25 protein-coding genes are annotated in these 26,466 nt (G+C 72.7%); 8 read left to right on the forward strand and 17 right to left on the reverse strand.

Translation table 11 applies throughout. The annotated features are described in order from the left end of the window. Positions 1-138: 138 nt before the first annotated feature. Positions 139-1,047, forward strand: coding sequence for a polysaccharide deacetylase family protein (locus ACIRST_RS06660; protein ID WP_396548369.1), 909 nt, complete (start codon positions 139-141; stop codon positions 1,045-1,047). 15 nt (positions 1,048-1,062) lie between these two features. On the opposite strand, the gene ACIRST_RS06665 is transcribed toward ACIRST_RS06660, so the two are convergent. Continuing rightward, positions 1,063-1,881, reverse strand: coding sequence for an SDR family oxidoreductase (locus tag ACIRST_RS06665; RefSeq protein WP_350523775.1), 819 nt, complete (start codon positions 1,879-1,881; stop codon positions 1,063-1,065). Positions 1,882-2,195: 314 nt separating this feature from the next. On the opposite strand from ACIRST_RS06665, the gene ACIRST_RS06670 reads away from it, so the two are divergent. Beyond that, complete coding sequence (locus ACIRST_RS06670; RefSeq protein WP_350523776.1) at positions 2,196-3,065, forward strand: 3-hydroxybutyryl-CoA dehydrogenase; 870 nt, start codon at positions 2,196-2,198, stop codon at positions 3,063-3,065. 91 nt (positions 3,066-3,156) lie between these two features. On the opposite strand, the gene ACIRST_RS06675 is transcribed toward ACIRST_RS06670, so the two are convergent. The 12 genes from ACIRST_RS06675 to infC all read right to left on the reverse strand — a co-directional run bounded on the left by ACIRST_RS06675 (position 3,157) and on the right by infC (position 15,654). Beyond that, positions 3,157-4,248, reverse strand: coding sequence for a substrate-binding domain-containing protein (locus tag ACIRST_RS06675; protein WP_350523777.1), 1,092 nt, complete (start codon positions 4,246-4,248; stop codon positions 3,157-3,159). Positions 4,249-4,514: 266 nt separating this feature from the next. Next, positions 4,515-5,351, reverse strand: a complete 837-nt coding sequence (locus ACIRST_RS06680; protein ID WP_396548367.1) for a chitosanase — start codon at positions 5,349-5,351, stop codon at positions 4,515-4,517. A gap of 121 nt (positions 5,352-5,472) precedes the next feature. Further along, positions 5,473-6,438 carry an ABC transporter permease subunit gene (locus tag ACIRST_RS06685; protein ID WP_402800534.1) on the reverse strand — a complete coding sequence of 322 codons (966 nt, stop codon included), beginning with the start codon at positions 6,436-6,438 and terminating at the stop codon, positions 5,473-5,475. Then, positions 6,435-7,361: an ATP-binding cassette domain-containing protein gene (locus tag ACIRST_RS06690; protein ID WP_402800536.1), complete on the reverse strand. Its 927-nt coding sequence runs from the start codon at positions 7,359-7,361 to the stop codon at positions 6,435-6,437. Before ACIRST_RS06690 ends, ACIRST_RS06685 begins: the two co-directional genes overlap by 4 nt. Then, positions 7,361-7,798, reverse strand: a complete 438-nt coding sequence (locus ACIRST_RS06695; protein WP_350523781.1) for a GntR family transcriptional regulator — start codon at positions 7,796-7,798, stop codon at positions 7,361-7,363. The genes ACIRST_RS06690 and ACIRST_RS06695 overlap by 1 nt, the downstream gene beginning before the upstream one ends. A 147-nt stretch (positions 7,799-7,945) precedes the next feature. Beyond that, complete coding sequence (pheT, locus tag ACIRST_RS06700; RefSeq protein WP_402800539.1) at positions 7,946-10,447, reverse strand: phenylalanine--tRNA ligase subunit beta; 2,502 nt, start codon at positions 10,445-10,447, stop codon at positions 7,946-7,948. Then, positions 10,447-11,568, reverse strand: a complete 1,122-nt coding sequence (gene pheS, locus ACIRST_RS06705; RefSeq protein ID WP_350523783.1) for a phenylalanine--tRNA ligase subunit alpha — start codon at positions 11,566-11,568, stop codon at positions 10,447-10,449. The genes pheT and pheS overlap by 1 nt, the downstream gene beginning before the upstream one ends. Before the next feature lie 265 nt (positions 11,569-11,833). Next, a complete protein-coding gene (locus ACIRST_RS06710) occupies positions 11,834-12,937 on the reverse strand; it encodes an ATP-binding protein (protein ID WP_402800541.1) in 1,104 nt (367 codons plus the stop codon). A gap of 165 nt (positions 12,938-13,102) precedes the next feature. Next, a complete protein-coding gene (locus ACIRST_RS06715) occupies positions 13,103-13,969 on the reverse strand; it encodes an RNA methyltransferase (RefSeq protein ID WP_350523785.1) in 867 nt (288 codons plus the stop codon). A gap of 113 nt (positions 13,970-14,082) precedes the next feature. After that, positions 14,083-14,478: a 50S ribosomal protein L20 gene (gene rplT, locus ACIRST_RS06720; protein ID WP_030055649.1), complete on the reverse strand. Its 396-nt coding sequence runs from the start codon at positions 14,476-14,478 to the stop codon at positions 14,083-14,085. Between the two features lie 109 nt (positions 14,479-14,587). Continuing rightward, positions 14,588-14,782: a 50S ribosomal protein L35 gene (rpmI, locus tag ACIRST_RS06725; RefSeq protein ID WP_045701618.1), complete on the reverse strand. Its 195-nt coding sequence runs from the start codon at positions 14,780-14,782 to the stop codon at positions 14,588-14,590. 143 nt (positions 14,783-14,925) lie between these two features. Beyond that, the gene (infC, locus tag ACIRST_RS06730) at positions 14,926-15,654 is read right to left on the reverse strand and encodes a translation initiation factor IF-3 (protein ID WP_350523878.1); all 729 of its coding nucleotides are present in this window, start codon (positions 15,652-15,654) and stop codon (positions 14,926-14,928) included. Between the two features lie 476 nt (positions 15,655-16,130). Here infC and ACIRST_RS06735 point away from each other — a divergent pair, with 476 nt between their 5' ends. Then, positions 16,131-16,508, forward strand: coding sequence for a DUF1844 domain-containing protein (locus ACIRST_RS06735; RefSeq protein WP_350523786.1), 378 nt, complete (start codon positions 16,131-16,133; stop codon positions 16,506-16,508). Between the two features lie 54 nt (positions 16,509-16,562). Here ACIRST_RS06735 and ACIRST_RS06740 read toward each other — a convergent pair whose 3' ends face one another. Then, positions 16,563-17,345: an SseB family protein gene (locus ACIRST_RS06740; protein WP_402800543.1), complete on the reverse strand. Its 783-nt coding sequence runs from the start codon at positions 17,343-17,345 to the stop codon at positions 16,563-16,565. A gap of 91 nt (positions 17,346-17,436) precedes the next feature. On the opposite strand from ACIRST_RS06740, the gene ACIRST_RS06745 reads away from it, so the two are divergent. The 3 genes from ACIRST_RS06745 to ACIRST_RS06755 all read left to right on the forward strand — a co-directional run bounded on the left by ACIRST_RS06745 (position 17,437) and on the right by ACIRST_RS06755 (position 20,287). Beyond that, the gene (locus ACIRST_RS06745) at positions 17,437-18,654 is read left to right on the forward strand and encodes an alanine racemase (RefSeq protein ID WP_402800544.1); all 1,218 of its coding nucleotides are present in this window, start codon (positions 17,437-17,439) and stop codon (positions 18,652-18,654) included. Between the two features lie 59 nt (positions 18,655-18,713). Continuing rightward, the gene (locus ACIRST_RS06750; RefSeq protein ID WP_402800545.1) at positions 18,714-19,124 is read left to right on the forward strand and encodes a hypothetical protein; all 411 of its coding nucleotides are present in this window, start codon (positions 18,714-18,716) and stop codon (positions 19,122-19,124) included. Between the two features lie 245 nt (positions 19,125-19,369). Beyond that, a complete protein-coding gene (locus ACIRST_RS06755; protein ID WP_402800547.1) occupies positions 19,370-20,287 on the forward strand; it encodes a lytic polysaccharide monooxygenase in 918 nt (305 codons plus the stop codon). Positions 20,288-20,413: 126 nt separating this feature from the next. Here the strand turns inward: ACIRST_RS06755 and ACIRST_RS06760 are convergent, their stop codons facing one another. The 3 genes from ACIRST_RS06760 to ACIRST_RS06770 all read right to left on the reverse strand — a co-directional run bounded on the left by ACIRST_RS06760 (position 20,414) and on the right by ACIRST_RS06770 (position 24,216). Next, on the reverse strand, positions 20,414-21,712 hold the full coding sequence (locus ACIRST_RS06760; RefSeq protein WP_402800549.1) for a DUF2510 domain-containing protein: 1,299 nt from the start codon (positions 21,710-21,712) through the stop codon (positions 20,414-20,416). 111 nt (positions 21,713-21,823) lie between these two features. After that, on the reverse strand, positions 21,824-22,624 hold the full coding sequence (locus ACIRST_RS06765; RefSeq protein ID WP_402800551.1) for a 3-oxoacyl-ACP reductase: 801 nt from the start codon (positions 22,622-22,624) through the stop codon (positions 21,824-21,826). A gap of 101 nt (positions 22,625-22,725) precedes the next feature. After that, positions 22,726-24,216 carry a glutamine synthetase family protein gene (locus tag ACIRST_RS06770; RefSeq protein WP_402800553.1) on the reverse strand — a complete coding sequence of 497 codons (1,491 nt, stop codon included), beginning with the start codon at positions 24,214-24,216 and terminating at the stop codon, positions 22,726-22,728. A gap of 174 nt (positions 24,217-24,390) precedes the next feature. Here ACIRST_RS06770 and ACIRST_RS06775 point away from each other — a divergent pair, with 174 nt between their 5' ends. Then, positions 24,391-25,179, forward strand: a complete 789-nt coding sequence (locus tag ACIRST_RS06775; protein WP_402800556.1) for a gamma-glutamyl-gamma-aminobutyrate hydrolase family protein — start codon at positions 24,391-24,393, stop codon at positions 25,177-25,179. Between the two features lie 194 nt (positions 25,180-25,373). Continuing rightward, entirely contained in the window at positions 25,374-26,450 is a 1,077-nt protein-coding gene (locus ACIRST_RS06780) for a cation diffusion facilitator family transporter (protein ID WP_402800558.1), read from the forward strand. Positions 26,451-26,466: the final 16 nt, after the last annotated feature.

Consider the following 26,466-nt stretch of genomic DNA (forward strand, 5'->3'; position numbering starts at 1 on the left):
TATCCAACGACACACCGTGGAAACAGCGGTAGTTCAGGTTTACGCAACGCCCGTAGACAGAATGTGTGCACGTCAAGACGATGGGGACCGGTCATACCGGATCGCCCGCCCCGGCCGTGCTCTCTATGCTGGCTGCCGATGACTGCCGACCGCCGCACCGTACTGCGCACCGCCGCCAAGCTGGCCGCCCTCTCCGCCGCCGGTGGCCTCCTCACCGCCTGCGGCACCGACGTACCCCGCCGGGCCGACCCCGGGGCGTTGGCCGCACACCCGGGCACCGTCGACCCGCAGCACGTCACCGACCCGGCGTGGAACGGCGGCGAGGGCCCGGCCTCCCCCGCCCCGACCACCCCGGCGGAGCCCCAGCCCACCGCCGAGGCCACCCCGGCCGCCGCCCAGGCCTCCGCCCCGCCGACCCCGCCCCCGCTGCCGCCGCTCGCGCCCGGCACCCCCGTCGAGGTCGTGTACGGGCCGCGCACCGGCAAGAACGTGGCACTCACCTGCCACGGCAGCGGGGACCCGAAGCTGGCCACCGCGCTGCTGGAGATCGCCGAGCAGCGCGGCGCCAAGCTGACCGTGATGGTCGTCGGCAGCTGGCTCGACCAGCAGCCGCAGATGGCCCGGCGGATCCTGGACGGCGGCCACGAGCTGGGCAACCACACCCAGAACCACCTCAACATCTCCGCCATGACGCCCGACCAGGCCCGCGCCGAGATCGCCCAGTGCGCCGACCGGCTGCAGCGGCTCACCGGCTCGATCGGCCGCTGGTTCCGCCCGTCCGCCGCGCAGTACGCCACCCCGATGGTGCGCGAGCAGGCCAGGGCCGTCGGCTACGAGCACGTGCTGTCCTTCGACGTCGACCCGCGCGACTACAACGACCCCTCGGCCGCCGAGCTGCAGCGCCGGGTGCTGAACTCGGTGCGCGGCGGCTCCGTCGTCGCGCTGCACATGGGCCACCAGTGCACGGTGGACGCGCTGCCGGCCATCCTGGACGGCCTCGCCAAGGCCGGGCTCAAGCCGGTGACCGCCAGCCAGCTCTGCGCCTGAGGGCCCCGGGGCCCGTCAGACCATCGGATCGTCGTCCTTGTACGGGCGCAGCCGCAGGGTGCGGGCGTCCGAGGCGCGGATCGCGTCGGCCCGGCCGACCATCTCCTCCAGGTCGTCCCGCCCGGCGTGGATGAACCGCCCGTGCAGCCCGTCGAAGCGGCCGCGGGCGGCGTCCACGGTGACCGCGACCATGTACGGGATGGAGCCCCAGGTCTTCATGTCCTGGAACATCGGCATCCCGGCGGTCATGTCGGTGGCCACCGCGCCCGGGCTGATGTCCAGGACCACGACGTCGTGCTGCGCGAGCGAGTCCGCCATGTTGTCGGAGAGCTGGAGCAGCGCGCCCTTGGACGTCGCGTACGCGGTGTAGTTGCCGTCCGGGCGCAGCGCGAAGCCGGAGTTGAGGTTGACCACCCGGCCGCTGCGCCGGTCGACCATGCCGGGCAGCACGCAGCGCAGCAGGTTGTAGGGGCCGCGCAGGTTGGTCTCGATCACCTGCCACCACTGGTTGACGTCGGTCTCCCAGATCGGCACCTCGGCGCGGTCGACCAGGCCGGCGTTGTTGACCAGCAGGTCGATCGGGCCGAGGTCGCGCTCGACCAGCCGGACCGCCTCGCGCACCGATCCGGGGCGGGTGACGTCGGCGGTGACGGCGACGCCCCGGGAGCCGCGCTTGACGCACTCCTTGAGGGTGTCGGTCAGCGTCTCGTGCGTGCGGCCGACCAGGCCGACCGCCATCCCCTCAGCGGCCAGGCCGATGGCGATCTCCCGGCCGATGCCCCGGCCGGCGCCGGTGACCAGGGCGACCTGTCCTGCGAGCGATCCCGTCGACACCGTGTGCTCCCTTCCCGCCCCCGGCCCTGTCCGCTGTTCCGCTGTCCGTCCCCGGCCCCCGTCTGCGGCATTCTGTCGGCCACCGGGCGGCGGCGGCCCCGGGCGCACGGGCCGGGACCGCCGCCTCACCCGTTCGGAGGACCCACCCGCGGTGGCACTCCGCCAGGGAGGGGGTGACCTACTGGCCGGTACGGAGTAGTAACGTCGTCGGGGCGGTGACCGGTGCACCCATTCCGGTACACCGACCCGCTGACCAGCAGCTCGCTGGGCCACCAGTCGCTGGGCGACCCCCAGCACCACCGAAGGGCAACTGAGTGAGTGACATCGCGCGCGTCGGAGTAGTCGGCTGCGGTCTGATGGGGTCGGGCATCGCCGAGGTCTTCGCCCGGGCCGGGCTGGACGTCCTGGTGTCGGAGGCCACCGGTGAGGCGCTGGAGCTCGGCCGTACGCGGCTGACCAACTCCCTGGACACGGCGGTCAAGCGCGGCAAGCTGACCCCCGAGCAGCGGGACGAGGCGATGGCCCGGCTGTCCTTCACCGTCGACCTGGCCGACTTCGCCGACCGCGACCTGGTGGTCGAGGCCGTGGCCGAGCGCGAGGACATCAAGGTCCGGATCTTCCAGACCCTGGACCAGGTCATCGTGCGCCGGGACGCGATCCTCGCCTCCAACACCTCCTCGATCCCGATCGTGAAGCTGGCCGCCGCCACCTCCCGCCCGGAGCAGGTGATCGGCCTGCACTTCTTCAACCCGGCGCCGGTGCAGAAGCTGGTCGAGGTCATCCCGACCCTGACCACCTCCGCGGCGACCACCGAGCGCGTCGAGGCCTTCGCCTCCCAGGTGCTCGCCAAGGAGCCGATCCGCGCCCGCGACCGGGCCGGCTTCGTGGTCAACGCGCTGCTGGTGCCGTACCTGCTGTCCGCGGTGCGGATGTTCGAGTCGGGCGTGGCCACCGCCTCCGACATCGACAAGGGCATGGAAGCCGGCTGCGCCCACCCGATGGGCCCGCTGCGGCTGTGCGACCTGATCGGCCTGGACACCATCGTGTCGATCGCCGAGTCGATGTACGACGAGTACAAGGAGCCGCTGTACGCCGCTCCGCCGCTGCTCTCCCGGATGGTCGACGCGGGCCTGCTCGGCCGCAAGTCCGGCCGCGGCTTCTACGACTACACCGCGAGCGCCTGACCCGCGAAGGACACCTCCGCACGAAGGCGGCTCCGGCCGGCGGCGACGCGGCCGGTGCCCCGCCCCGCGGGGCGGGGCACCGGTCCTCGCACTACTTGACGCCGGCCGCCGCGCAGGCGTCCGCGTACTGCGGCGTGCAGATGTCGGCCGCCTTGTAGAGGCCGCCGCCGACCACCGTGGCCTGCACCTTCGCCTTGGTCACCACGATCGGGGTGAGCAGCAGGGACGGGATGTGCAGCCCGCCGCTGTCGGTGATCGAGGTCGCCGTCGAGCTGATGTCCAGGCCCTCGACCAGCTGGACGGCGATCCTGCCGGCCGCGTCCGCCTCGGGCTTGTACGGCTTGTAGATGGTGTAGGCCTGCTCGCCGGTGAGCACCCGGTGCACCGCGTCCATGGACGCGTCCTGACCGCCCACGGGCACGTTCTTGATGCCCGCCGCCTTCAGGGACTCGATGACGGCCGCGGCCATGCCGTCGTTGGCCGCGTAGACGGCCTGGATGCCGTCCTTGCCCAGGCTCTGGATGGCCTCGTTCATCTTCGCCGTGGCCACCTCCGGCTTCCACTCGCCGGACTGCTCGTAGGCGATCTTCTTGACCTTGCCGTCCAGCGCGCGGTGCGCGCCCGCCTTGAACTGGGCCGCGTTGGGGTCGGACTCGGCACCGTTGATCATCACGACATTGGCCGAGGCGGCCTTCGGGCCGAGCGCGTCCAACAGGGTCTGGCCCTGGAGTTCACCGGTGCGCCCGTTGTCGAAGGAGACGTAGGCGGCGACCTTGCCGGCGGCCAGCCGGTCGTAGGCGACGACCTTCACGCCCTTGGCAGTGGCGGCCTCGACCCACGGCGCGGTGGTCTTGGCGTTGACCGGGTCGAGCAGGATGACCTTGACGCCCTTGGCCAGCATGTCGTCGAACTGGCGCTTCTGGGTGCTCTCGTTCCCGTCCGCGTTGGCGTAGTCGATCGTGCACCTCGGGCAGAGGCTGGTGACCGTCTGCTGGATCAGCGGCCTGTCGAAGGCCTCGTAGCGGGTGGAGGAGGTGTTCTCCGGCAGAAGCAGACCGATGCTCCGTTCGCTCCCGCCGGCCCCCGGCTGCTGCGACGCGACGGTCTGACCGCAGGCCGCGAGGGTGAGTGCGAGCGACACGGCGGCCGTGCCCGCGGCCGCGAGACGCATGGGTCTGTTCATGATCGGTGGTGCCTCCTGTACGGCGCCGCGACGTCGCGGCAGTGCCAGGGAGTCAAGCGTCACCGGACCGATGCGTCAATAAGTGAAGGAGACTTCGCCGCCCTCCCGTCCGATTCGTTATGAAGCGAATGATCCGTGCGCATCGCCGCAGGAAGGCTGCCGGACGGCTCCGGAGCGGCGTCGACTCCCGAAGGAAGCGCGAAGCAGAAAGCCGACGGCGGGCGACCCCGAGGAGAGGGGCCGCCCGCCGTCGGGACGGTGACGGCTCAACTGTTGATGGCGTAGCTGTCGCCGTAGACCTTCCACTTCAGCGGCGGGTTGAGGTCGAAGTTCTTGGCGTTGAGGAAGACCATCTGCTCGGTGTCCACCCGGCTGGTGTCGGAGTGGGCCTCCTCCTTCTTCATGACGACCTTGCGGGCGTCCAGGAAGGCCTTGATGTAGGCGGCCTCGTCGCCGCCCTGGGCGGGGGTCTTGGCCTTCTTCATGGCGGCGGCGCGGATGCCGCCGAAGCTGTCCGAGCTGTTGCCCGGGCCGTGCATGACGATGGCGTCGTAGTAGGCGAACTGGCCGAGCCCGCGCAGGCCGTCGGCCTTGGCCTGCTTGACGGCGGGGTTGAAGTAGACCCGGTCGCGCTCGTCGTTCTGGGCCTGCTGGAAGACGGCGTCCTTGGCGGCGGTGGCCCAGTCGCGCTCGAAGGCGGAGCCGAGGCCGGCGTGCGAGTCGGTGCCGTTGACCTTCTTCAGCGCGGGCAGGTACTTCGCCAGGACGTTGCCGGGCTTGAGGTCGGTGTAGTGCTCGACCAGCTCCAGCATGTCACCGGTGCCGGAGCAGAAGCCGATGATGCCGGCGGTGTAGCCCCGCCCGTCCTTGATGTCCTCGATGTACTTGTACTGGGCCTTCCAGTCCAGCGACGAGTTCTCCGCGCTGGACACCAGCTGCATGGCGATGTCCTTCTTGTGCGGGTCGTCCAGCCCGACGCCCTTGAGCTGGACGGCCGGGGCCGGGGCGGCCTGGGCCGCCGAGGTGGCCGCGACGGTGAGGGGCGCGGCCACCAGGGCGGCGGCGAGGGCTATGCGGAGGGCACGACGGGGCTGAGGGCGCATGGGACGCTCCGATTCCTCGATGGGTTAGGAAACTTTCCTAACGAGGAGTAGGAAACGCTGTCCGCCCGTACTCCGCAAGGGTTTTGACGGAAACTCTTCAAGCCCTCCACGGCCCCGCAGGTCAGACCGCCCGGCGTCGGACCCACCAGACCGCCGCCGCGCCCAGGACGACGGCGAGCGCGGTCGTCCAGCCGAACTCGACGAACTGGAAGGACCAGTAGCGGCCGTCCGGCTGGTAGGACTCGTGCAGCGAGTAGCCGCCCTCGCCCAACAGCTTCTCCGCCCCGTAGTAGTCGCCGCCCAGGTCGTACAACCGGTTGAGGTCGAGCCGGCTCCCCGCCGGGTCGGTGGCCCAGAGGCCGCCCTCCCAGCGATGGTCGAGCGAGCCCTGGGCGAGCGTGTGCACGGTGTCCTCAAGTGGCGTCCGGTAGTGGAACCGCAGCGACTCGGCCACCAGGTTGGTCACCACCGAGGCCCCCACGCCGATCCCCACCGCCACGACCGTCCGCCGCAGCACCGCCCCGGCGAGCGCGGACAGCGTGAAGACCAGCAGCACCCGGCCGACCAGCGCGGGCGGAGCACTGCTGAACGCCAGCGGGGTGAACCGGCCCGCATGCGTCGCCAGCGGCGCGATCCACCAGTTGAGCACCGCGGCCGTCGGGGCCGTCGCCACGGCCAGCACGCCGCCGACGAGCACCAGCCCGCCGGCCGTCCACCGGGTGCGCCCCGCCCCCTGGGTCCAGGCGAACCGAACCGTGCCGTGCTCGAACTCGCGGGCCAGCAGCGGAGCTCCCACGAACGCCCCGAGGGCGCCGCCCAGGAAGTAGACGAGGTTCCCACCGACCGTCAGCGCGGGGCCGTACCCGTGCAGGAACACCTTCCAGCGCTCGTTGCAGCTACGCAGCGCCATGTCGCACCCGGCCGCACCGGACCGGTCGAGTCCGGCATGGACGTAGTACCCGGTGACGGCCAGCACGAGGAGCAGCCCGGCGAGGACACCCAGCAGGGTCCGCAGCGCCGGCCGGTGGCGCAGCCCGGCGGCCCGCAGGACGGCGGAGCGGGGCGGGGCGAGGGTCAGGGAACTCACGACAGCAGGGCCTTCTCGCTCGGACGGACGGCCCCGCGCGGGCCGGGAAGGGCGGAGGCGGTCGGCTCGCGCAGGTAGGCGAGCACCAACTCCTCCAGGCCGACGCGCTGTTGGCGCCAGCCGGCGGAGACCGGGGCGTCCACGCCGCCGGTGCGCACCAGCAGGTGGGACTGCGCGTCGGCGCGGCGGCCGCGGACCACCGGCAGCTGCTCGGCGACCCGGTCCGCCTCGGCGGTCGGGCCGGTGAGCATCCGGTGGCCGCCCAGGAGGTCGTCGACCTCCCCCGCCACCTGGACCCGGCCGCCGCCGAGCACCACCAGGTAGTCGCAGCTCTGCTGCAGCTCGTTGACGGCGTGCGAGGAGAACACCACCGAGAGGCCGTCCTCGGCCACCGCGGTCAGCAGCACGGCCATGAAGTCGTGCCGGGCGAGCGGGTCGAGTGCGGCCAACGGCTCGTCCAGGAGCAGGAGTTCGGGGCGCTTGGCGAGCGCCAGGGCGAGCGAGACCTGGGCCTGCTGGCCGCCGGAGAGCCGGCCGTACCTGCGGTCCAGTGGGATGCCGAGGCCCTCCAGGTGGGTGCGTGCCCGGGCGTCGTCCCAGCGGCGGTTGAGGTGGCGGCCCATCGCGAGCAGGTCCCGTACGGGCAGGCCCGGGTAGAGCGCGGCGTTCTGGGCGACGAAGCCGATCCGGTCCAGGGCCCTCGGTGAGCCGGGGAGTTGGTCGCCGAGGACGGTCATCGCGCCCTCGCTCGGCAGGGTCAGGCCGGCGGCCAGGCCGAGCAGTGTGCTCTTGCCGGCGCCGTTCGGGCCGACCAGCGCCACCACGTGCCCGGCGGGGACGGCGAGATTGCAGTCCCGCAGGGCCCAGGAGCGGCGGTAGCGCTTGCCGATCCCGCCGCAGTCGATCACGGTGTCCCCCGTCATCACGCCACCACCCCGTCGCGCCCCTCACGCAGGTCGCGCAGCGCGTCCTCGAACACGGCGACCATCCCCTCGTCGTCCAGCCCGGCGGTCCGCGCCGAGCGCATCCAGTCCAGCAACCCCCGCCGCAGCGCGGCCCGTTCGCGCAGCGGCACCACCCCGGCGGGCAGCCCCCGCACGAAGGTGCCCTGGCCCCGGCGGCCGGCCGCGAGACCGCGGTGCTCCAGCTCGCGGTACGCCTTGAGCACGGTGTTCGGGTTGATCGCCAGCCCGGCCACCACCTCGCGCACCCGGGGCAGCCGGTCCCCCTCGGTCAACCAGCCCATCCGCAGCGCCTGTTCGACCTGCTGCACGAGCTGCAGGTAGGTCGGGACGCCGGAGGCCGGGTCCAGGCGGAACTCGATGGGAGAGGGCCGGTCATCGCCTTTATCTACTTCCATAGGTAAAGAGATAAACGACGGCCTGACACCGCGTCAAGCCGGAGCGCGGTCGAAGCGGTCGAAGCAGTCGAATCCAGGCAACACGAAGGGCCCCGCCCCGGACCGGGTGGTCCGGGGGCGGGGCCCCTCTGCTCGGGTGCTACGGCATCAGGCGCCGCGCAGCACCGCTCCGGTACGGGCCACGGCCTCGGCGACGGCCGCCTCACGGGCGGCGGTGGCCTCGTCCGCGGTCAGCGTGCGGTCGACGGCCCGGAAGCGCAGCGCGTACGCCAGCGACTTCTTGCCCTCGCCCACCTGCTCACCGGTGAACACGTCGAACAGCCGGATGGCCTCCAGCAGTTCGCCGGCGCCGGTGCGCAGCGCGGCCTCGACGTCGGCGGCCGGAACCGCGGTGTCGACGATCAGCGCGACGTCCTGGGTGGCCACCGGGAAGCCGGAGACGGTCGGGCCGCCGACCCGCTCGGCGCCGTCGGCGGTGAGCAGGTCGACGTCGATCTCCATCGCGGCGGAACGGGCCGGCAGGCCGAGCGCCTTGACCACCCGCGGGTGCAGCTCGCCGGCGTGGCCGACCACCCGGTCGGTGCCGGTGACGACCAGCTCGGCGCAGCGGCCCGGGTGCCAGGGCGCCAGCTGACCCTGGCGGACGGTCAGCTCGACGCCGGCCGCGCGGGCCACCGTGCGGGCCGCCTCGACGGCGTCCGCCCAGGAGGCCTGGGCGCCCTTGCCCCACCAGCCCGACGGCAGCCGCTCGCCCGCGAGGGCGACGGCGATCCGGCGCGGCTGGTCCGGCAGCGCGGCGTCCAGCTCGGCCAGCTCCTCGTCGCTGGGCCGGTGGTCGACGGCCGGGCGCGGGGCCACGGACAGCTCGTCCTTGGGCAGGAAGACCGTGCCGGACTCGAAGACCGCCAGGTCGGTGTTGCCGCGGCCGATGTTGCGGCGCAGCGCACCGAGCAGGCCCGGCAGCAGCGTGGTGCGCAGCGCCGGCTCCTCGTCGTTGAGCGGGTTGACCAGCTTGACCGTACGGCGGCGGCGGTCGTCCGACTCCAGGCCGAGCGCGTCCCAAGCCGCCTCGCCGAGGAACGGGTAGTTGTTGACCTCGACGTAGCCGGCCCCGGCCAGCGCGACGCCGATCCGGCGGTTGACCCGCTGGGCCTCGGTCAGGCCCTTGCCCGGGGGTACGTCGGGCATCCGGGCGGGGACGTTGTCGTAGCCCTCCAGCCGGATGACCTCCTCGGCGAGGTCGTACGGGTCGGTGAGGTCGGGGCGCCAGGTCGGCGGGGTGACCTCCAGGACGTCGGCGCCGGAGACCGAGCAGCCGACCTCCTGCAGGCGCCGGGTGACGGTCTCGCGGCCGTACTCCGTGCCGGCCACCCGGTCGGGCAGGTCGGCGGCGATGGTGATGGTGCGCACCGGGTGCGGGGCGGCGATGTCGGTGACCCCGGCCTCGGCGGTGCCGCCGGCGATCAGGACCAGCAGGTCGACGGCGCGCTGCGCGGCGGCGCGGGCGGCCTCCGGGTCGACGCCGCGCTCGAAGCGCTTGGACGCCTCGGAGGGCAGCTTGTGGCGCTTGGCGGTGCGGGCGATCGCGACCGGGTCGAAGTGCGCCGCCTCGATGATCACCTCGGTGGTGCCCGGGCCGGCGGCCGGGTCGAGGATCTCGGTCGACGCGCCGCCCATGACACCGGCCAGGCCGATCGGGCCGCTGTTGTCGCAGATCAGCAGGTCCTCGGCGGAGAGCTTGCGCTCGACGCCGTCGAGGGTGGTCAGGCTCTCGCCCTGCTCCGCCCGGCGGACCGTGATCGGGCCGTTGACGCGCTGCTTGTCGTAGGCGTGCAGGGGCTGGCCGACTTCGAGCATCACGTAGTTGGTGATGTCGACGGTCAGCGAGATCGGGCGGATGCCCGACTTCTGCAGGCGGCGCTGCAGCCAGATCGGGGACTTGGCGTTCGGGTCGACGCCGACGACCGTGCGGGCCACGAAGCGGTCGCAGCCGGCCGGGTCGTTGACCTTGACCAGGTAGCCGAAGGAGTTGGCCGGCGGCACGTCGAGCAGCGCCGGGTCGGCCAGCGGCAGCCCGTACGCGGCGGCGGCCTCGCGGGCCACGCCGCGCATGGACAGGCAGTAGCCGCGGTCCGGGGTGACGGCGATGTCGAGCACCTCGTCGACGAGCTGGAGCAGCTCGATGGCGTCGGTGCCGGGCTCGTACTCCGGCGGGAGCACGATGATGCCGTTGTGGTCGTCGCCCATGCCCAGCTCGCGGGCGGAGCAGATCATGCCGGCCGAGGTCTGGCCGTAGGTCTTGCGGGCCGCGATCGGGAAGGGGCCGGGCAGCACGGCGCCCGGGAGCACGACCACGACCTTGTCGCCGACGGCGAAGTTGGTCGCGCCGCAGACGATCTCCTGCGGCTCGCCGGTGCCGTTGGCGTCGCCGACGTTGACGAAGCAGTGCCGGATCGGCTTCTTGAAGCCGGTCAGCTCCTCGATGGAGAGCACCTCGCCGACCACCAGCGGACCCTTGAGGTCGGCGCCGATCTGCTCGACGGTCTCGACCTCCAGGCCGGCCCGGACCAGGCGCTCCGCGACGTCACGGCCGGTCGCGCCGGTCGGCAGGTCGACGTACTCGCGCAGCCAGGAAAGCGGGACGCGCATCAGATCTCCATCCCGAACGGGAGGGTGAAGCGCACGTCACCCTCGACCATGTCGCGCATGTCGGCGACGTTGTGACGATTCATCAGGATCCGCTCCAGGCCCAGGCCGAAGGCGAACCCGCTGTAGCGCTCGGGGTCGACACCGCAGGCGACGAGCACCCGCGGGTTGACCACGCCGCAGCCGCCGAGCTCGATCCAGCCCTCGGAGGAACAGGTGCGGCACGGCCGGTCCGGGTTGCCGACGCTCGCACCCAGGCACACGAAGCACTGCAGGTCGACCTCGGCCGACGGCTCGGTGAACGGGAAGTACGAGGGCCGCCAGCGCAGCTCCAGGTGGTCGCCGATCAGCTTCTCGACCAGGACCTCGATGGTGCCCTTGAGGTCGGCGAAGGTGATGCCCTCGTCCACCGCGAGGCCCTCGACCTGGCGGAAGACCGGGGTGTGGGTGGCGTCCAGCTCGTCGGTCCGGTAGACCCGGCCGGGGCAGACCACGTAGACGGGGGGCTCGCGGTCGAGCATGGTGCGGGCCTGGACCGGGGAGGTCTGGGTGCGCAGCACCACGCCGGAGTCGGCGGAGCCGTCCGGGGCCTGGACGAAGAAGGTGTCCTGCATCGAGCGGGCCGGGTGGTCCGGGCCCAGGTTGAGGGCGTCGAAGTTGAGCCACTCGGCCTCGACCTCGGGGCCCTCGGCGACCTGGTAGCCCATCGCGACGAAGGTGTCCTCGATGCGCTCGGCCATGGTGGTCAGCGGGTGCCGGGCGCCGCGCGGGGCGCGGTCGTACGGCAGGCTGACGTCCACCGCCTCCTCGACCAGCACGCGGGCGTCGCGCTCCGCCTCCAGCTCGGCCTGCCGCCTGGCGAGGGCCTGGTTGACGGCGCCGCGGGCCTGGCCGATCAGCTTGCCGGCGGCGGCCTTGGCGTGCGGGGGCAGGGCGCCGATCTCGCGGTTGGCGAGCGAGAGCGGGGACCGGTCGCCGGTGTGGGCGACCTTGGCCTGCTTCAGCTCGTCCAGGGTGCTGGCGGCGGCGAAGGCGGCGACGGCCTCGTCCCGCGCCTGCTCCACCACCTCGGGCTTGAGGGCCTCGACCTCGACCGGGTCGTACGACTTGTTGGGTGCCGACATCTCTATCTTTCCCGTGCTCCTGCTCGTCCGTGCTCAGGTGTGTGGGTTCGCCTTCGCGCCACGCCCGGCGGGGCCGGGGCACGGGCAGCCGGTTTCCGTTCACCGGAGGCTCACGGGAGTGGGTGTCCGCGGCTCAGCCGCGCAGGGCGTTGCTCGACGCCAAAGGTCGAGTGTAGTCGCAGCGCGTAGCGCCGCTGCCGCGATGCCCGTCCGGCGGGACTCCGGCGACCGGTCAGAGCGGGCTCTGCTGGCCGTCCGAGCTCTCTCAGAGCATGAAGTCCGGAACGCCGGCGGGCAGGATAAATCGGAACCGGGCGCCGCCGCCGGGCGCGCGGTCGACGCGGATCGAGCCGCCGTGGGCCTCCACGATGCCCTTGACGATGTAGAGGCCCAGGCCCGTGCCGCCGCGCTTGGAGCCGCGCCAGAAGCGGGTGAAGACGCGCGGCATCGACTCCTCGGGGATGCCGCTTCCTTCGTCGCTCACGGTGACCGCTGTGCCTTCCACGATGCGGGGCGGGGTGCCGGAGCGCTCCCAGACGGGCGCCTCGACGACCTCCTTGGCCGGTGCCACCTCGATCGTGACAGTTCCCTCGCCGTGCCGCACCGCATTTTCCAGCAGGTTGGCGAGCACCTGGTCGACCTTGTCCGGGTCGGCCCACAGGACGGTCAGCGGCTCGCTGACCCGGACGTCGAAGCGCTCCTCGGGGATCCCGGTGGCGACCTTGCGCTCGACGTGCCGGCGCACCGCCGCGGAAAGGTCGACCACCTGCTTGCGCAGCTCCAGCCGCCCGGCGTCGATCCGGGAGATGTCCAGCAGCTCGGCGATCAACCGGGTGACCCGGTCGGCGTCGGCGTCCACGGTCTCCAGCATCAGCCGCTTCTGCCCGTCGGTGAACCGCTCCCACTTGGCCAGCAGCGTCGCCGTGAAGCCCTTGACGCTGGTCAGCGGGGAGCGCAGCTCGTGCGCCACGGTGGCGATCAGCTCGGCGTGGCTGCGCTCGGTGCGGCGCCGGGCCTCGGTGCCGCGCAGGGCGATCACCAGGCGCTCCAGCGGCCCGCACGGCACCGCGCGGACGTACCGGGCGGAGACCAGCACCTCGTGGCCGCCGGGCAGCAGCAGGTTGCGCTCCGGCTGGCGGGTGCGGATGGCCAGGCCGCCGTACGGGTCGGTCAGCTGCCACCAGCGGCGGCCGTCCAGGTCCTCCAGCGGGAGGACGTCCTCCAGCGCGCAGCCGAGCGCGACCTCCGGGAGCACGCCGGTGAGCCGGGCCGCGGCCCGGTTGAAGCAGACCACCCGGCCCAGCGCGTCGGCGACCACCAGGCCGTCCGGCAGGTCGTCCGGGTCGAGCTCGGGCCCGCTGCCGACCATGGGTTGCCTCCCCGATTACCCACCGTGCCTATCCCCACACCGAGGCAGACCCTAGCGCCTCGCAGGCCCCCGCAGTAGGGCTTGCGGGGCGGATCGCCCGGGCCCGGCGGGATCCGCCCGGCGAACCCCGCGTACCACGGGGTGATCCGGTGCGCCCCGGGTGCGTCAGGCGTTCGAACGGCAGCCGCCGGGCGAGCGCTGCGCCCGGGCCGAGGCGTACAGGCAGACGGCCGCGGCAGTGGCCAGGTTGAGGCTCTCGGCGTGCCCGTGGATCGGGACGCGCACGACCTCGTCGGTGAGCGCGCGGGTCTCCTCCGGGAGCCCCCACGCCTCGTTGCCGAACACCCACGCGCCGGGCGCGCCCAGGGTGCCCTCGTCCAGCTCCTGGTCCAGGTCGCGCTCCCCCGCACCGTCCGCGGCGAGCACCCGGATCCCGGCCTCGCGCAGCTTCCCGACGGCCTCCTCGACCGGCACGCCGACGGCCACCGGCAGGTGGAAGAGGCTGCCCACGGAGGCGCGGACGGCCTTCGGGTTGTAGAGGTCCACCGAGGCGTCGGTGAGCACCACGGCGTCCGCGCCGGCCGCGTCGGCGGTGCGCAGCACCGTGCCGGCGTTCCCGGGGTCGCGCACGTGGGCGAGGATCGCGACCAGCTTCGGGCGGGCCGTGAGCACGTCGTCGAACGGGGTGTCGATGAAGCGGCAGAGCGCCACGATGCCCTGCGGGGTCACGGTGTCGCAGATGTCGGCGATCACCTCGTCGGTGGCGGTCAGCACGGGCAGCCCCTCCGCCAGGGTGGCCTCGACGATGCCGGCGTGCCGCTCGGCCGCCTCCGGGGTCACGTAGACCTCGACCACGGCGTGCTCGCCCGTGCCCGGCAGTCTGCCGAAGGCGACGGCCTCCCGGACGGCCTGCGGGCCCTCGGCCAGGAAGCGGCGCTCCTTGGTGCGCTGGTTGCGCTTGGCCAGCCGGCGGGCGGCGACGACGCGCGGGGAGCGCAGGGAGGTCAGCAGGGGGGTGTCGGTGCTCGGCATGGTCTCGATCTCTGGAGGCGCAGGCGGACGGAGGGCGCTGAGGGGCGGAAATGCAGAACCGGACCCGCAGGAGAGCCTGCGGGTCCGGTCAGAGCTCAACCGATCTCGGAAGATCAGGCGGCGTCGGCGGCGGCCTTCGGGGCGTTCACGTCGGCCGGCAGCGCCTTCTGGGCGACCTCGACCAGGGAGGCGAACGCACCCGGGTCGTTGACGGCCAGGTCGGCCAGCATCTTGCGGTCGATCTCGACGCTGGCGGCCTTCAGGCCCTGCACGAAGCGGTTGTAGGTGATGCCGTTGGCACGGGCCGCAGCGTTGATGCGCTGGATCCACAGCTGACGGAAGTCGCCCTTGCGCTTCTTGCGGTCGTTGAAGTTGTAGACCAGCGAGTGGGTGACCTGCTCCTTGGCCTTGCGGTACAGGCGCGAGCGCTGGCCACGGTAGCCGCTGGCGCGCTCCAGGATGACCCGGCGCTTCTTGTGGGCGTTGACTGCCCGCTTGACGCGTGCCACTTCATTACTCCTTGGGTTGGACCACGGACTACTTCACGTGGTCCGTCATTCGAATGGGTCGGGAAGGATCAGCTGCCCCGCACACGGCTCGCGCCGGGCGGGAGGGCGATCACTTGCCGAGAAGCTTCTTGATCTTCTTGGCGTCAGCGGGGGCCAGCTCGATCGTCCCGGCCAGCTTGCGGGTCAGCGTCGAGGGCTTGTGCTCCAGGAGGTGGCGGCGACCGGCGCGCTCGCGCAGCACCTTGCCAGAGCCACTGATCTTGAAGCGCTTGCTGGCGCCACTGTGCGTCTTCTGCTTCGGCATTTCGCCGTATCTCCTCGTCGGTCCCGTTCACGCCCGCGCAGCGTCTGCCACACGGGCGTGAACTGGATGGATCTGTGGTGACCGGGCGGGCTGCCCCGTCACCCTTGGGGCCGGTCTCCCGGGCTGCCCTGAGCCGTGAAGGCTCAGGCGCCCTGGGACGCGGCCGGCTGCTCGACCGGAGCGTCGGCCTCGACGGCCGGCGCCTCGGCCGGGGCGTCCTGCGCCTCGGTCACGGCGTCGTCGACAACGGTGTCCTCGGCCACGGCCTCGTCCGCGGGGGCGTCGGAACCGGGGGTGCGGCCCTGACGCTCGGCCTTGCGGGCGTCCGCGAGGGCGCGGGCCTCGGCCATCGCCTCGGTCTTCTTCTTGTGCGGGCCAAGAACCATGATCATGTTACGGCCGTCCTGCTTCGGCGAGGACTCGACGAAACCCAGGTCCTGGACGTCGTCGGCGAGCCGCTGCAGCAGGCGGAAGCCCAGCTCGGGGCGGGACTGCTCACGACCACGGAACATGATCGTGATCTTGACCTTGTCGCCCTGCTTGAGGAACCGGACGACGTGACCCTTCTTGGTGTCATAGTCGTGCGGGTCGATCTTCGGCCGGAGCTTCATCTCCTTGATGACCGTGTGCGCCTGGTTCTTGCGCGCCTCACGAGCCTTCATGGCCGACTCGTACTTGAACTTGCCGTAGTCCATGAGCTTGCACACCGGCGGCCGGGCGGTCGCCGCGACCTCGACCAGGTCGAGGTCGTACTCCTGCGCAAGCTCCAGCGCCTTGGCAAGCGGCACGATGCCGACCTGCTCGCCGCTGGGACCGACGAGTCGCACCTCCGGAACGCGAATCCGGTCGTTGATGCGGGGCTCGGTGCTGATGGGGCCTCCTCGGTTGCACCTTCTGCGATGCGGCCGTCGGACGGCGGTCGCACGTAGTGGACTCGACCACTGGGCGGGGCTTCATTCGTGCTGCGCTGCCCGGCACCTTCCGGCACCGTCGCACCCGCGACACGAAAAAAGCCCCGCTCGGTACAAGCGGGGCTCCACACAACCGGGGGCTGCGCCCGGTGAGGGGCGCTGCGGCGACTCGGCGCCAGGCGCCCGTCGCGGACCGGGACCCGTCGACCGCGAGGCCGATCAGGTGGGAGACTTTCGCGGTTGCCCTCTCGGGCCTCCTCAGTGGAGCCTCCACTTGCTGGCCAGGCGCCCATGCGGGATCCCGGCCGGTCAGTCTCGAAGCATACAGGGCCGGGAAGCCCGACGCCATTCCGACCCGGCGCAGTGCCTTCCCGGCGCGCCACGGAGCCCTTGTACGCTCCACGTGTACCCACACGGCACGACGGAACGAGCCCCCCTTGAGCAGCGAGCCCACCCAGACCCCCGACACGGACGACGACAAGATCGGCTTCGACGACCTCACCCGCGACATCGCCGAGGTCCCCGCCGTCGAGGTGATCACCACCGTCGCCGTGCACCTGATGAGCGCGGCCGCCGTCAAGTGCGGTCTGGCCGAGGGCGGCGAGAAGGACAAGGACCTGGACGAGGCCCGCAAGCTGATCACCGCACTGGCCGGGCTGGTCACCGCCGGCGCCCCGGAGATCAGCAACTTCCACGCCGCCCCGCTGCGCGACGGCCTGCGCTCGCTGCAGCTCGCCTTCCGCGAGGCCTCCATCGTCCCGGACGCGCCGGGCGCGGGCCCGGGCGAGAAGTTCACCGGGCCGGTCTACTCCTGACGTGACGCGCGAAGGACCACCTGCTCACGTGAGTAGGTGGTCCTTCGGCGTTTCCTACCGCTCCTGGCGCCGGAACAGCGGCTCACCCGGCAGCTCGGCGCTCGCCGGCAGCACCGCGAGGTCCAGCCCGCGGTCCAGCCGCACCCGCAGCACCGGGTCCGCGGCCACCGCCTGACCGACCCGCTGCGCGGCCGCCTGCAGCCCCGCCTGGTCCAGCGCCGGGTCGAACACCACCGCGAGCACCCCGTCCGAGCCCCCGGAGGCCGCCAGCAGCCCGCTGACCACGTCCGGCTCGGCCGCCAGCAGCGCCCGCACCGCCTCGCGCACCTCCGGGTCCAGCGCCGGCGGCACGAACGGACGGTTCTCCGCGAGCGCCCGCAGCCGCGCGCCGCTCAGCTGGAAGGCCACCGGCCCGGCCGGGTCGATCAGCAGGGTGTCGGCGCGCTCCGAGAAGGCCACCATCGCGGCCTGCGGGGCGGCCGTCGGCGCCGGGCGGGCGTCGGCGCGCCACCGGGCGAGCGACTCCAGCGACGTGAAGGCGGGCAGCGCGCGGCGCCCGTCCGGGGCCTCCAGCACCGGGACGGCCATGTCGCTGGTCTTCTCGTGCTTGTGCCCGTGCTCGTCCACCTCGACCTCGCCGAGGATCGCCACGATCGGCACCATCAGCCGGGTGGGGGTCAGCGCCGCCAGCACCTCGGGCTCGGCGGCGCGGTCCTGCGACCAGCGGGCGAGGGCCTCGACGACCGCCGGGTCGGCGGTGCCGTCGTCGTCACCGAAGCCGGGGTTCGGGATGTTCTTGCCGACGAACGCCGGGTTGGAGAAGTCTTTGCGGTCCACCCGCCCGACCCTATGCCACCGCACCCGACCGGCCCGACTTCCCTGCACGCGCCCCCTACCCACCGGTAGGCCGCTGTGGCACCCTGCGCCCATGGTGATCCTCGACGCACCCGCGCCCACCCCGGTCTCCGACCGCCTCCGGTACGACCGCGCCACCGCCCACCTGGACGGGCCGGTCGCCGTCGTCGACCTCGCCGCCTTCGACGCCAACGCCGCCGACCTGGTGCGCCGGGCGGGCGGCAAGCCGATCCGGGTCGCCAGCAAGTCGGTGCGCTGCCGGGCCCTGCTGGAGCGGGTGCTGGCCGTGGACGGCTTCGCCGGGGTGATGAGCTTCACCCTGGACGAATCGCTCTGGCTCGCCCGCACCGGCGTCCGGGACGTCCTGCTCGCCTACCCCTCCGCCGACCGGGACGGGTTCGCCGCCCTCACCGCCGACCCGGCGGCCGCACGGGAGATCACCGTCGTCCTGGACGACCCGGACCAGCTCGACCTCATCGACAAGGCCCGGGCCGGCGACGCCGAGGTCCGGGTCTGCCTGGAACTGGACACCGCCCTGCACCTGCTCGGCGGCCGGGTCCGGGTCGGCGCCCGGCGCTCGCCGCTGCGCACCCCCGAGGACCTCGGCGCCTTCGCCGAACTCGTCCAGCGCCGCCGGGGCTTCCGGGTGGTCGGCCTGATGGCGTACGAGGGACACGTCGCCGGGGTGGGCGACCGGGTGCCCGGACGGCCGGTGCGCTCGCACCTGATCCGGCTGATGCAGGCCAAGGCCCGGACCGAACTGGCCGAGCGCCGCGCGGCGGTGGTCCGCCGGCTGCGGCAGGTCGCCGAGCTGGAGTTCGTCAACGGCGGCGGCACCGGCAGCGTGGAGTCCACCGTGGCCGAGCGCGCCGTCACCGAGGTGGCGGCCGGCTCCGGGCTGTACCAGCCGCAGCTGTTCGACAACTACCGCTCCTTCCGGGGCCGTCCGGCCGCCCTGTTCGGCCAGCCGGTGGTGCGCCGCCCCGGCGTCGGCGTGGTCACGGTGCTCGGCGGCGGCTACCCGGCCTCCGGCGCGGCCGGCCCGGACCGCTCGCCGGTGCCGTACCTGCCGCCGGGCCTGCGCTACGACCCCATGGAGGGCGCCGGCGAGGTCCAGACCCCGCTGCTCGGCCCGGCCGCCAACGACCTGCTGATCGGCGACCGCGTCTGGTTCCGGCACGCCAAGGCGGGCGAGCTGTGCGAGCGCTTCGCGGAGCTGCACCTGGTCGAGGGCGAACGCGTCGTCCGGACCGTGCCGACGTACCGGGGTGAGGGGAAGACATTTCTCTGACGGTTCGTCCGTCTCTGCCCTACCGTGGTGCCGACAGAACGGTACGACAAGGGAGCAGCATGGACCCCGAGTTCACGGACATCGCCACGAGGGGCGCGACCGCTCTGGCCGGCCTCATGGTCACCTCGGCCTGGGACCGGGTCAAGCCGCGTGTCGCCGCGATGTTCGGCGGCAGGGCGGAGTCGATCTCCGAGGATCTGGACGAGACCCGGGCCGAGGTGGCCGCAGCGCCGGAGGACAGCCGCGAGTCCGCCATCCAGAGCGCCCAGGGCGAGTGGCAGCCGAAGCTGCGCCGACTGCTGGCCGACAACCCAGCGATGGCCGAGGAACTCCAGGCGATCCTGGACGAGTTCACGCCGCAGCAGCCTCAGCAGGTGGTCCACGAGACGTACAACCAGACGATCAAGGGCGGAACCTTCAGCGGAACCACGATCATGGCGGGCAAGATCAACGAGGTCCACAAGCACTGACCTTTCCCCAGCCTTAACCAGGCCCGATGGAACGGCTAACAACAGCCTTCCATCGGGCCTTTGCGCTGTTCCGGGGCCTACAGTCCGTCAACAAGTGGTCCACGCGCGGCTATTGCGCTCTGGTCCAGACCAATCCTACGCTCGGGCCGGGGGCCGCGATCCGGGCCGACCGGCCCCCGAACGGGCAGGCGTGCCCGCTCTCCCCCACAACTCGCCCGGCACGACGGTCAAGGAGTCCCCACCCCATGTCCATCAAGCGAAGTGCCCTGTCCGTCGGCGTGGTCGGCGCCGCGGTCCTCGCGGTGGCCGCGACCACCGCCGGCACCGCCAGCGCCCACGGCACGATGACCAACCCCGTCAGCCGGGTCGCCGCCTGCTACGCGGAGGGCCCGGAGCACCCGGTGTCCCAGGTCTGCAAGGACCTCGTGGCCGCGAGCGGCACCCAGCCGCTGTACGACTGGAACGAGGTCAACATCGCCAACGCGGCCGGCAACCACCAGGCGCTGATCCCGGACGGCAAGCTCTGCTCGGCCAACCGCGACAAGTACCAGGCCCTGGACTGGCCGCGCACCGACTGGCCGGCCACCCCGGTCAAGGCGGGCGCGTTCACCTTCCAGTTCCGCACCACCGCGCCGCACGTCGGCACCCAGACCGTCTACATCACCAAGCCGAGCTACGACCCCACCAAGCCACTGAAGTGGTCGGACCTCGACCCGACCCCGGTGGCCCAGGTGCAGGTCACCCGGACCGCCACCGACGGGTACTACACCTACTCCGGCACCCTGCCGCAGCGCACCGGCCGCCAGCTGCTGTACATGGTCTGGCAGCGCAGCGACAGTCCGGAGGCGTTCTACAGCTGCTCCGACGTCGACTTCGGCTCGACCGCCGCCGCTGCCGCCCCGGCGCTCGCCGCGCAGGCCCCGGCCGCGCCCAGCGACGCCCAGATCGCGGCCGACGCGCCCAGGTCCACGGTCGCCCACCACGGCCACGGCGGGGACCCGAACGCCCCGGCCGGCCAGATCGTCCCGACCACCTCCGCCGCCGTGGCCGGTACCTCGGCCACCGGCCCGCTGCTGCTCGCCGGTGCCGCCGCGATCGGCGTCGGCTGGGCCGGCATGGTGCTCCGGCGCCGTCGTGTCGAGGCTGTTCGACGCGACTCCTGACGCCGGACGCGGGCGCCGGGCCGGTCACACCCCCGTCCGGCCCGGTTCCCGTGACCGCATGACGGCGGCGGCCCACCCGGAGGTCTGTCTCCCGGGTGGGCCGCCGCCGTGTGAGGAGCGCGAGGCTCAGGTGGTGGTGCCCCCGGTGCCCCCGGCCGCGCCGCCGCCCGCGCCGCCGGGGCCGGAGCCCGAGCCGGGCAGCCCGGGGATGCTCGGCAGCTTGCCCTTGTAGTCCGTGATGCCCTTGACGATCGTGTCCATCACGGCGACGTCCGGCGCCTTGTCGGCGATGTCGAAGCCGAAGTGCACCGAGACCAGCGCCTTGCCGTCGGCGGACGGGAAGACCACGGTCTGCACGTAGCCGGGGTTGCCCTTGGCGACGTCCACCTTCCAGCGGACCAGGTAACCGTCCTTGCCGTTGACCTTGACGGCCTCGGACTTGAGCTCCTGGTGGCCGGTGATGCCGACGTACGAGTCCTTGGCGGCCTTGTCGATGTCGGTCTTGGCCGCCGTCTGGGCGTCGGTGCCCGCACCGTCGATCCGTCCGGTGTTCGCCCCGCCGAGGGTGCACTCGTTGCCGCTGCCGTCGGGGCAGTCGTACGGGCCGACGGTGATCATGGCGTAGCCGTTGTCGGTGGTGTCGGCCTGCCAGCCGCTCGGGACCGGCAGGGTGAGCCTGTTCACCATGTCGATCGCGGTGTCGGCGCCGGGCCGGACCCGGCCGTTGCCGTTCCCCTGACCGTTGCCGTTGCCGTTGCCGTTGCCCTTGCCGTTCCCGTTGCCCTGGCCATTGCCATTGCCCTGGCCGTTGCCCTGGCCGTCCTGGCTGCTGCCGTCGCCGCCGCCGGAGCCCGGGTAACCGCCCCAGGGGCCGAAGTTGCCGCGGGGGGTGTGCTGGGCGACCGGCTTGGACTTGTCGCCGTGGCCGTCCATGGCGAGGTAGGTGATCCCCGAGCCCGCGCCCAGGCCGAGCAGCGCGGCAACGGTGGTCGCCACGACCAGCTTCGACGGCTTGCGCCGGGCCTTGCGCGGCGGCACGGCCGCGCCGAAGGCGGCACCGAAGGGCGGCGGCTCCGGGTAGCGGACGGTCGGGCCGCTCTCCAGGACCTCGCCCTCCAGCACGGTGGGCTGCTCGGCCGTCCCCGCCCCGGGCTCACCGGCCGCCGCCGAGGCCTGCGGGGCCTGCGGGGCGTCCGAGGCTTCCGGGGCGTCCGAGGCTTCCGGGGCGTGCGGAGCCTCGGGGGCCGACGCCGCACCGGACGCCGACGCGGCGCCCGGCTCCGGGGCGTCCGTCTCCGGGACGTCCGAGGCTGCGGGCCGGGTGGCGCCCGTCCAGCCCTTGCCGTCCCACCACCGCTGCGTCGCCGGGTCGCCGGTGCCGGCCTTCGGGTCCGGGTACCACCCGGCGGGAATCTGCTCACTCACAGCAGAGAATCTAAAGGCAGCCGGATAAACGCGAAATCAGCGCGGCACGGAATTCCCGCGGTTTTCGATGAGATTACGGTGAGAAGGCGTGGCGGTCCCCGGCGGCGTCGCTCAGAGCGGGGTGACGTAGGCCCCGGAGATGCCGCCGTCCACCAGGAACTCGCTCGCCGTGATGAACGAGGAGTCGTCGCTGGCCAGGAAGGCCACCGCGGCCGCGATCTCCTCGGCCCGGGCGAACCGGCCGAGCGGGACGTGCACCAGTCGGCGGGCCGCCCGCTCCGGGTCCTCGGCGAACAGCTCGCGCAGCAGCGGGGTGTCCACCGGCCCCGGGGAGAGCGCGTTGACCCGGATCCCCTCGCGGGCGAACTGCACGCCCAGCTCGCGGGACATCGCGAGCACCCCGCCCTTGGAGGCGGTGTAGGAGATCTGCGAGGTGGCCGCGCCCATCCGGGCCACGAAGCTGGCGGTGTTGATGATCGAGCCCCGTCCGTGCCGACGCATGTACGGCAGGGCCGCCTTGCAGCACAGGTAGACCGAGGTCAGGTTGACCTCCTGGACCCGGCGCCAGGCGTCCAGGCCGGTGGTCAGGATCGAGTCGTCCTCCGGCGGCGAGATGCCCGCGTTGTTGAAGGCCACGTCCACGCTGCCGTAGGTCTCGTACGCCTCGTCGAAGAGCGCCTCGACCATGTACGGATCGGTGACGTCGGTGTGCACGAACAACCCGCCGACCTCCTTGGCGGCGGCCCGTCCGGTCTGCTCGTCGAGGTCGGCGCAGACCACCTTCGCCCCCTCCGAGGCGAGCCGGCGGGCGGCGGCCAGGCCGATGCCGCTGCCCGCGCCGGTGACCACGGCGGTGCGGCCGACCAGCCGACGGCAGACCGCCCCGTCCCGCGCGGCGTGCTTCTCGCTCATCGGGCTGTCACTCCTCGCTCTGGATGACGACGTTCCTGGCCCCGCATCCGTCGGTCATGTCTCACTTCCGTCGGTCATGCCTCACATCCGTCGATCATGCGTCACATCCGTTCGAAGGATCGGTAGCGCTCCCAGTCGGTGACGGCGCCGTCGTAGGCGGCCTGCTCGACCCGGGCCATGTTCAGGTAGTGGTCGACGACGTCGTCGCCGAAGGCCTCCCGGGCCAGTTCGCTCTGCGCCCACAGGTCGGCGGCCTCGCGCAGCGATCCGGGCACCCGGGCGTACTCCTCGACCGCGTAGGCGTTGCCCAGGCAGGGCGCGGGCAGCTCCAGCTTGCGCTGCAGCCCGTACAGACCGGCCGCGATCATCCCGGCCACGGCGAGGTACGGGTTGACGTCGCCGCCGGGCACCCGGTTCTCCATCCGCAGGCCGGGGCCGTGGCCGACCACCCGGTAGGCGCAGGTGCGGTTGTCCCGGCCCCAGGCGACGGCGGTCGGGGCGAAGGAGCCGGGGCGGTAGCGCTTGTACGAGTTGATGTTCGGGGCGTAGAGCACGCTGAACTCGCGCAGCACCTTCAGCTGGCCGGCCAGGAAGTGCCGCATGGTGTCGGTCATCCGGCCGTCGCGGTCGGCGAAGGCCGGGGCGCCGACGGCGTCGCGCAGCGAGAGGTGGATGTGGCAGCTGTTGCCCTCGCGCTCGTCGTACTTGGCCATGAAGGTGAGCGCGCAGCCGAGTTGGGCGGCGATCTCCTTGGCCCCGGTCTTGTAGACGCTGTGCTGGTCGCAGGTGGTGAGGGCGTCGGCGTAGCGGAAGGCGATCTCGTGCTGGCCGAGGTTGCACTCGCCCTTGGCGGACTCCACGACCAGGCCGGCGCCGGCCATCTCGTTGCGGATCCGGGAGAGCAGCGGCTCGACCCGGGCGGTGCCCAGCATCGAGTAGTCCACGTTGTAGAGGTTGGCCGGGGTCAGGCCGCGGTAGCCGCCGAGCCAGGCCTGCTCGTAGGTGTCGCGGAAGACCAGGAACTCCAGTTCGGTGCCGATGTCGGCGGCCAGGCCGTACTCGGCGAGCCGGGCGATCTGGCGGCGCAGCAGTTGGCGCGGGGCGGCGTCCACCGGGTGGCCGCCGTGCCGGGCGAGGTCGGCGGTGACCTGGGCGGTGCCGGGCTGCCAGGGGGTCAGCCGCAGGGTGCCGAGGTCGGGGCGCATCGCGAAGTCGCCGTAGCCGGTGGCCCAGGAGGAGAAGGCGTAGCCGTCCACGGTGTTCAGGTCGACGTCGACGGCCAGCAGGTAGTCGCAGGCCTCGGCGCCGTGCTCGGCGACTTCGTCGAGGAAGAACCGGGCGGCGAAGCGCTTGCCCTGCAGCCGGCCCTGCATGTCGGTGAAGGCGAGCGCGACGGTGTGCACCTCGCCGGCGTCCACCAGGGTGCGCAGCTCGTCCAGGGTCAGCGGCGGCCGGGCTGGCACGGCCGCGGCGGTGGTCCCGGACGTGGAGCGCTCCGGCGCGGCGTTCCCGGGGGCGGCGCTCCCGGGCTTGGAGTTCCCGGGGCCGGCGTTCTCGGGGGCGGCGTTCTCGGGGGCGGCGTTCCCGGACATGGCGGAGCCCTCCTTCCTCGACGTCCTGCATTCCTTCGATCACTCTTCGAGATCAAGCAGTCACAGCGAACCGTACGGCCTGCGACTCGCGGGGCGGAAGAGGGCGGACTGGTGTGGCGCGCCGATATGCGTGGTTGACGGTGGATCAGGTGGTTCGGGAGGAGAATGCGCGCCATGAATCGCAGGCCTTTGATCGGCGTCAGCACCTACCTCGTGGACGCGAGCTGGAGCGACTGGCGGGGCCGCCGGGTCGCCCTCGTGCCCGAGCGGTACACCGCGTACGTCCGGGACTCCGGCGGGATCGCCGTCCTGCTGCCGCCGGACGCCCCGGAGCGGGCGCCGGAGGTGCTGGCCCGGCTGGACGCGCTGGTCATCGCCGGCGGGCCGGACATCGACCCGGCGTACTACGGGGAGCCGGCCCATCCGGCGACCGAGGTGGACTCGCCGGAGCGCGACGTCTGGGAGGTCGCCCTGCTGCGGGCGGCGCTGGCCGCGGGGATGCCGCTGCTCGGGGTCTGCCGCGGGATGCAGGTCCTGAACGTGGTGTGCGGGGGAACGCTGGTGCAGCACCTGCCGGACGTGCTGCCGGTGAACGTGCACGGCGGGGCGCCGGGACGGTACGGCACGCACCTGGTGCGGCCGGTGCCCGGCACGCTGCTGGGCGGGCTGCTGCCGGAGTGCGAGCTGGAGGTGCCGACCTTCCACCACCAGGCCGTCGACCGGGTGGGCACGGGCCTGCGGGTGAGCGCCCACGCGCCGGACGGCACGGTCGAGGCGGTGGAGGGGCCGGGGTTCACGCTCGGGGTGCAGTGGCATCCGGAGCAGGGGGACGACCTGCGGCTGATGCGGGCCCTGGTACGGGCGGCCACCGCCGCCGCGCTGGACGCCACGGCCCTGGACGCCGCCGTCGCCGATGCCGCGGTCCTGGGCTCGGCGGCCCTGGACCCGGTCGCACTGGGGTAGCTCAACTGGGCGCGGGCGCAGGCGACATCGGCTGGTCGGAGGGGTGCGGAGTGCACCGCGTCCGGCCGGCCGAACGGCAACGACAACGGTCACCAGTACAGCCTTTGGATCTTTGTCGATTCTGCGGTTCACTTCGGTTGCGGGGCGGTCGCGCCGCACCCCCGTTCGCCTTCGTGCGCCCAGAGAGGACTTCCATGGCCAGGCACGAGCATTCGCACGATGATCATGCGCATGACCACGCACAGTCGAACGGGCACGGGCACGGCGGCGGACACGCGCACGGCGGACACGGGGGCCACGGCGGGCACTCGCACGGTGTCGCCGCCGACGCGGACCGCCGCTGGCTGCTCGGCGCGCTCGCCCTGATCGTCGTCTTCATGGCCGGCGAGGTCGTGGTCGGCTTCGCCGCCCACTCCCTCGCGCTGATCTCCGACGCGGCGCACATGCTCACCGACGCCGCCTCGATCGTGCTCGCCCTGGTCGCGATGCGGCTCGCCGCCCGCCCGGCCCGCGGCGGCTACACCTACGGCCTCAAGCGGGCCGAGATCCTCTCCGCGCAGGCCAACGGCGTCACCCTGCTGGTGCTCTCGGCCTGGCTGGGCTACGAGGCCGTCACCCGGCTGCTCGAACCGCCGGACGTCGCCGGCTCGCTGGTGCTGGTCACCGCGCTGGTCGGGATCGTCGTCAACCTCGCGGCGACCTGGTGCATGTCCAAGGCCAACCGCAGCTCGCTGAACGTCGAGGGCGCCTTCCAGCACGTCCTGACCGACCTGTACGCGTTCATCGCCACCGCCATCGCCGGTGTGGTCGTCCTGACCACCGGCTTCGAGCGGGCCGACGCGATCGCCTCGCTGATCGTCGTCGCGCTGATGCTCAAGGCCGGCATCGGGCTCGTCCGCGACTCCGGGCGGATCTTCCTGGAGGCCGCCCCCGCCGGGATCGACCCCGACGCGGTGGCCGACCGGATGGTCACCGAACCGCTGGTCGAGGAGATCCACGACCTGCACATCTGGGAGATCACCTCCGGCCAGCCGGCGCTGTCCGCGCACATCCTGGTCACCCCCGGCGGCGACTGCCACGCCGTCCGGCGCCGGCTCCAGCGCCGACTGGCCGACGAGTACGGCATCACCCACAGCACCCTCCAGGTCGACCACGTCGGCGAGGACGAGGCGGGCGCGCTGCTGCAGATCGCCGCACCGGGCGACACGGCCGCCGAACACTGCGCCGACGCCCACGGCCCGGTCCACCGCGCCGGACCGCACGAGCACTGAGAACCGGGCCGTACGA

It is taken from the genome of Kitasatospora sp. NPDC101447, from assembly GCF_044767225.1.
Lineage (GTDB): Bacteria > Actinomycetota > Actinomycetes > Streptomycetales > Streptomycetaceae > Kitasatospora.

Coding starts and splice junctions, on each gene's coding strand:
- ACIRST_RS06660 (WP_396548369.1), top strand. CDS start 139: ATGACTGCCGACCGCCGCACCGTACTGCGCACCGCCGCCAAGCTGGCC.
- rpmI (WP_045701618.1), bottom strand. CDS start 14,782: ATGCCGAAGCAGAAGACGCACAGTGGCGCCAGCAAGCGCTTCAAGATC.
- ACIRST_RS06755 (WP_402800547.1), top strand. CDS start 19,370: ATGTCCATCAAGCGAAGTGCCCTGTCCGTCGGCGTGGTCGGCGCCGCG.
- pheS (WP_350523783.1), bottom strand. CDS start 11,568: ATGTCGGCACCCAACAAGTCGTACGACCCGGTCGAGGTCGAGGCCCTC.
- ACIRST_RS06680 (WP_396548367.1), bottom strand. CDS start 5,351: ATGCGCCCTCAGCCCCGTCGTGCCCTCCGCATAGCCCTCGCCGCCGCC.
- ACIRST_RS06750 (WP_402800545.1), top strand. CDS start 18,714: ATGGACCCCGAGTTCACGGACATCGCCACGAGGGGCGCGACCGCTCTG.
- ACIRST_RS06765 (WP_402800551.1), bottom strand. CDS start 22,624: ATGAGCGAGAAGCACGCCGCGCGGGACGGGGCGGTCTGCCGTCGGCTG.
- ACIRST_RS06675 (WP_350523777.1), bottom strand. CDS start 4,248: ATGAACAGACCCATGCGTCTCGCGGCCGCGGGCACGGCCGCCGTGTCG.
- ACIRST_RS06690 (WP_402800536.1), bottom strand. CDS start 7,361: ATGACGGGGGACACCGTGATCGACTGCGGCGGGATCGGCAAGCGCTAC.
- ACIRST_RS06780 (WP_402800558.1), top strand. CDS start 25,374: ATGGCCAGGCACGAGCATTCGCACGATGATCATGCGCATGACCACGCA.
- ACIRST_RS06710 (WP_402800541.1), bottom strand. CDS start 12,937: ATGGTCGGCAGCGGGCCCGAGCTCGACCCGGACGACCTGCCGGACGGC.
- ACIRST_RS06775 (WP_402800556.1), top strand. CDS start 24,391: ATGAATCGCAGGCCTTTGATCGGCGTCAGCACCTACCTCGTGGACGCG.
- ACIRST_RS06715 (WP_350523785.1), bottom strand. CDS start 13,969: ATGCCGAGCACCGACACCCCCCTGCTGACCTCCCTGCGCTCCCCGCGC.
- ACIRST_RS06695 (WP_350523781.1), bottom strand. CDS start 7,798: ATGGAAGTAGATAAAGGCGATGACCGGCCCTCTCCCATCGAGTTCCGC.
- ACIRST_RS06745 (WP_402800544.1), top strand. CDS start 17,437: ATGGTGATCCTCGACGCACCCGCGCCCACCCCGGTCTCCGACCGCCTC.
- ACIRST_RS06770 (WP_402800553.1), bottom strand. CDS start 24,216: ATGTCCGGGAACGCCGCCCCCGAGAACGCCGCCCCCGAGAACGCCGGC.
- pheT (WP_402800539.1), bottom strand. CDS start 10,447: ATGCGCGTCCCGCTTTCCTGGCTGCGCGAGTACGTCGACCTGCCGACC.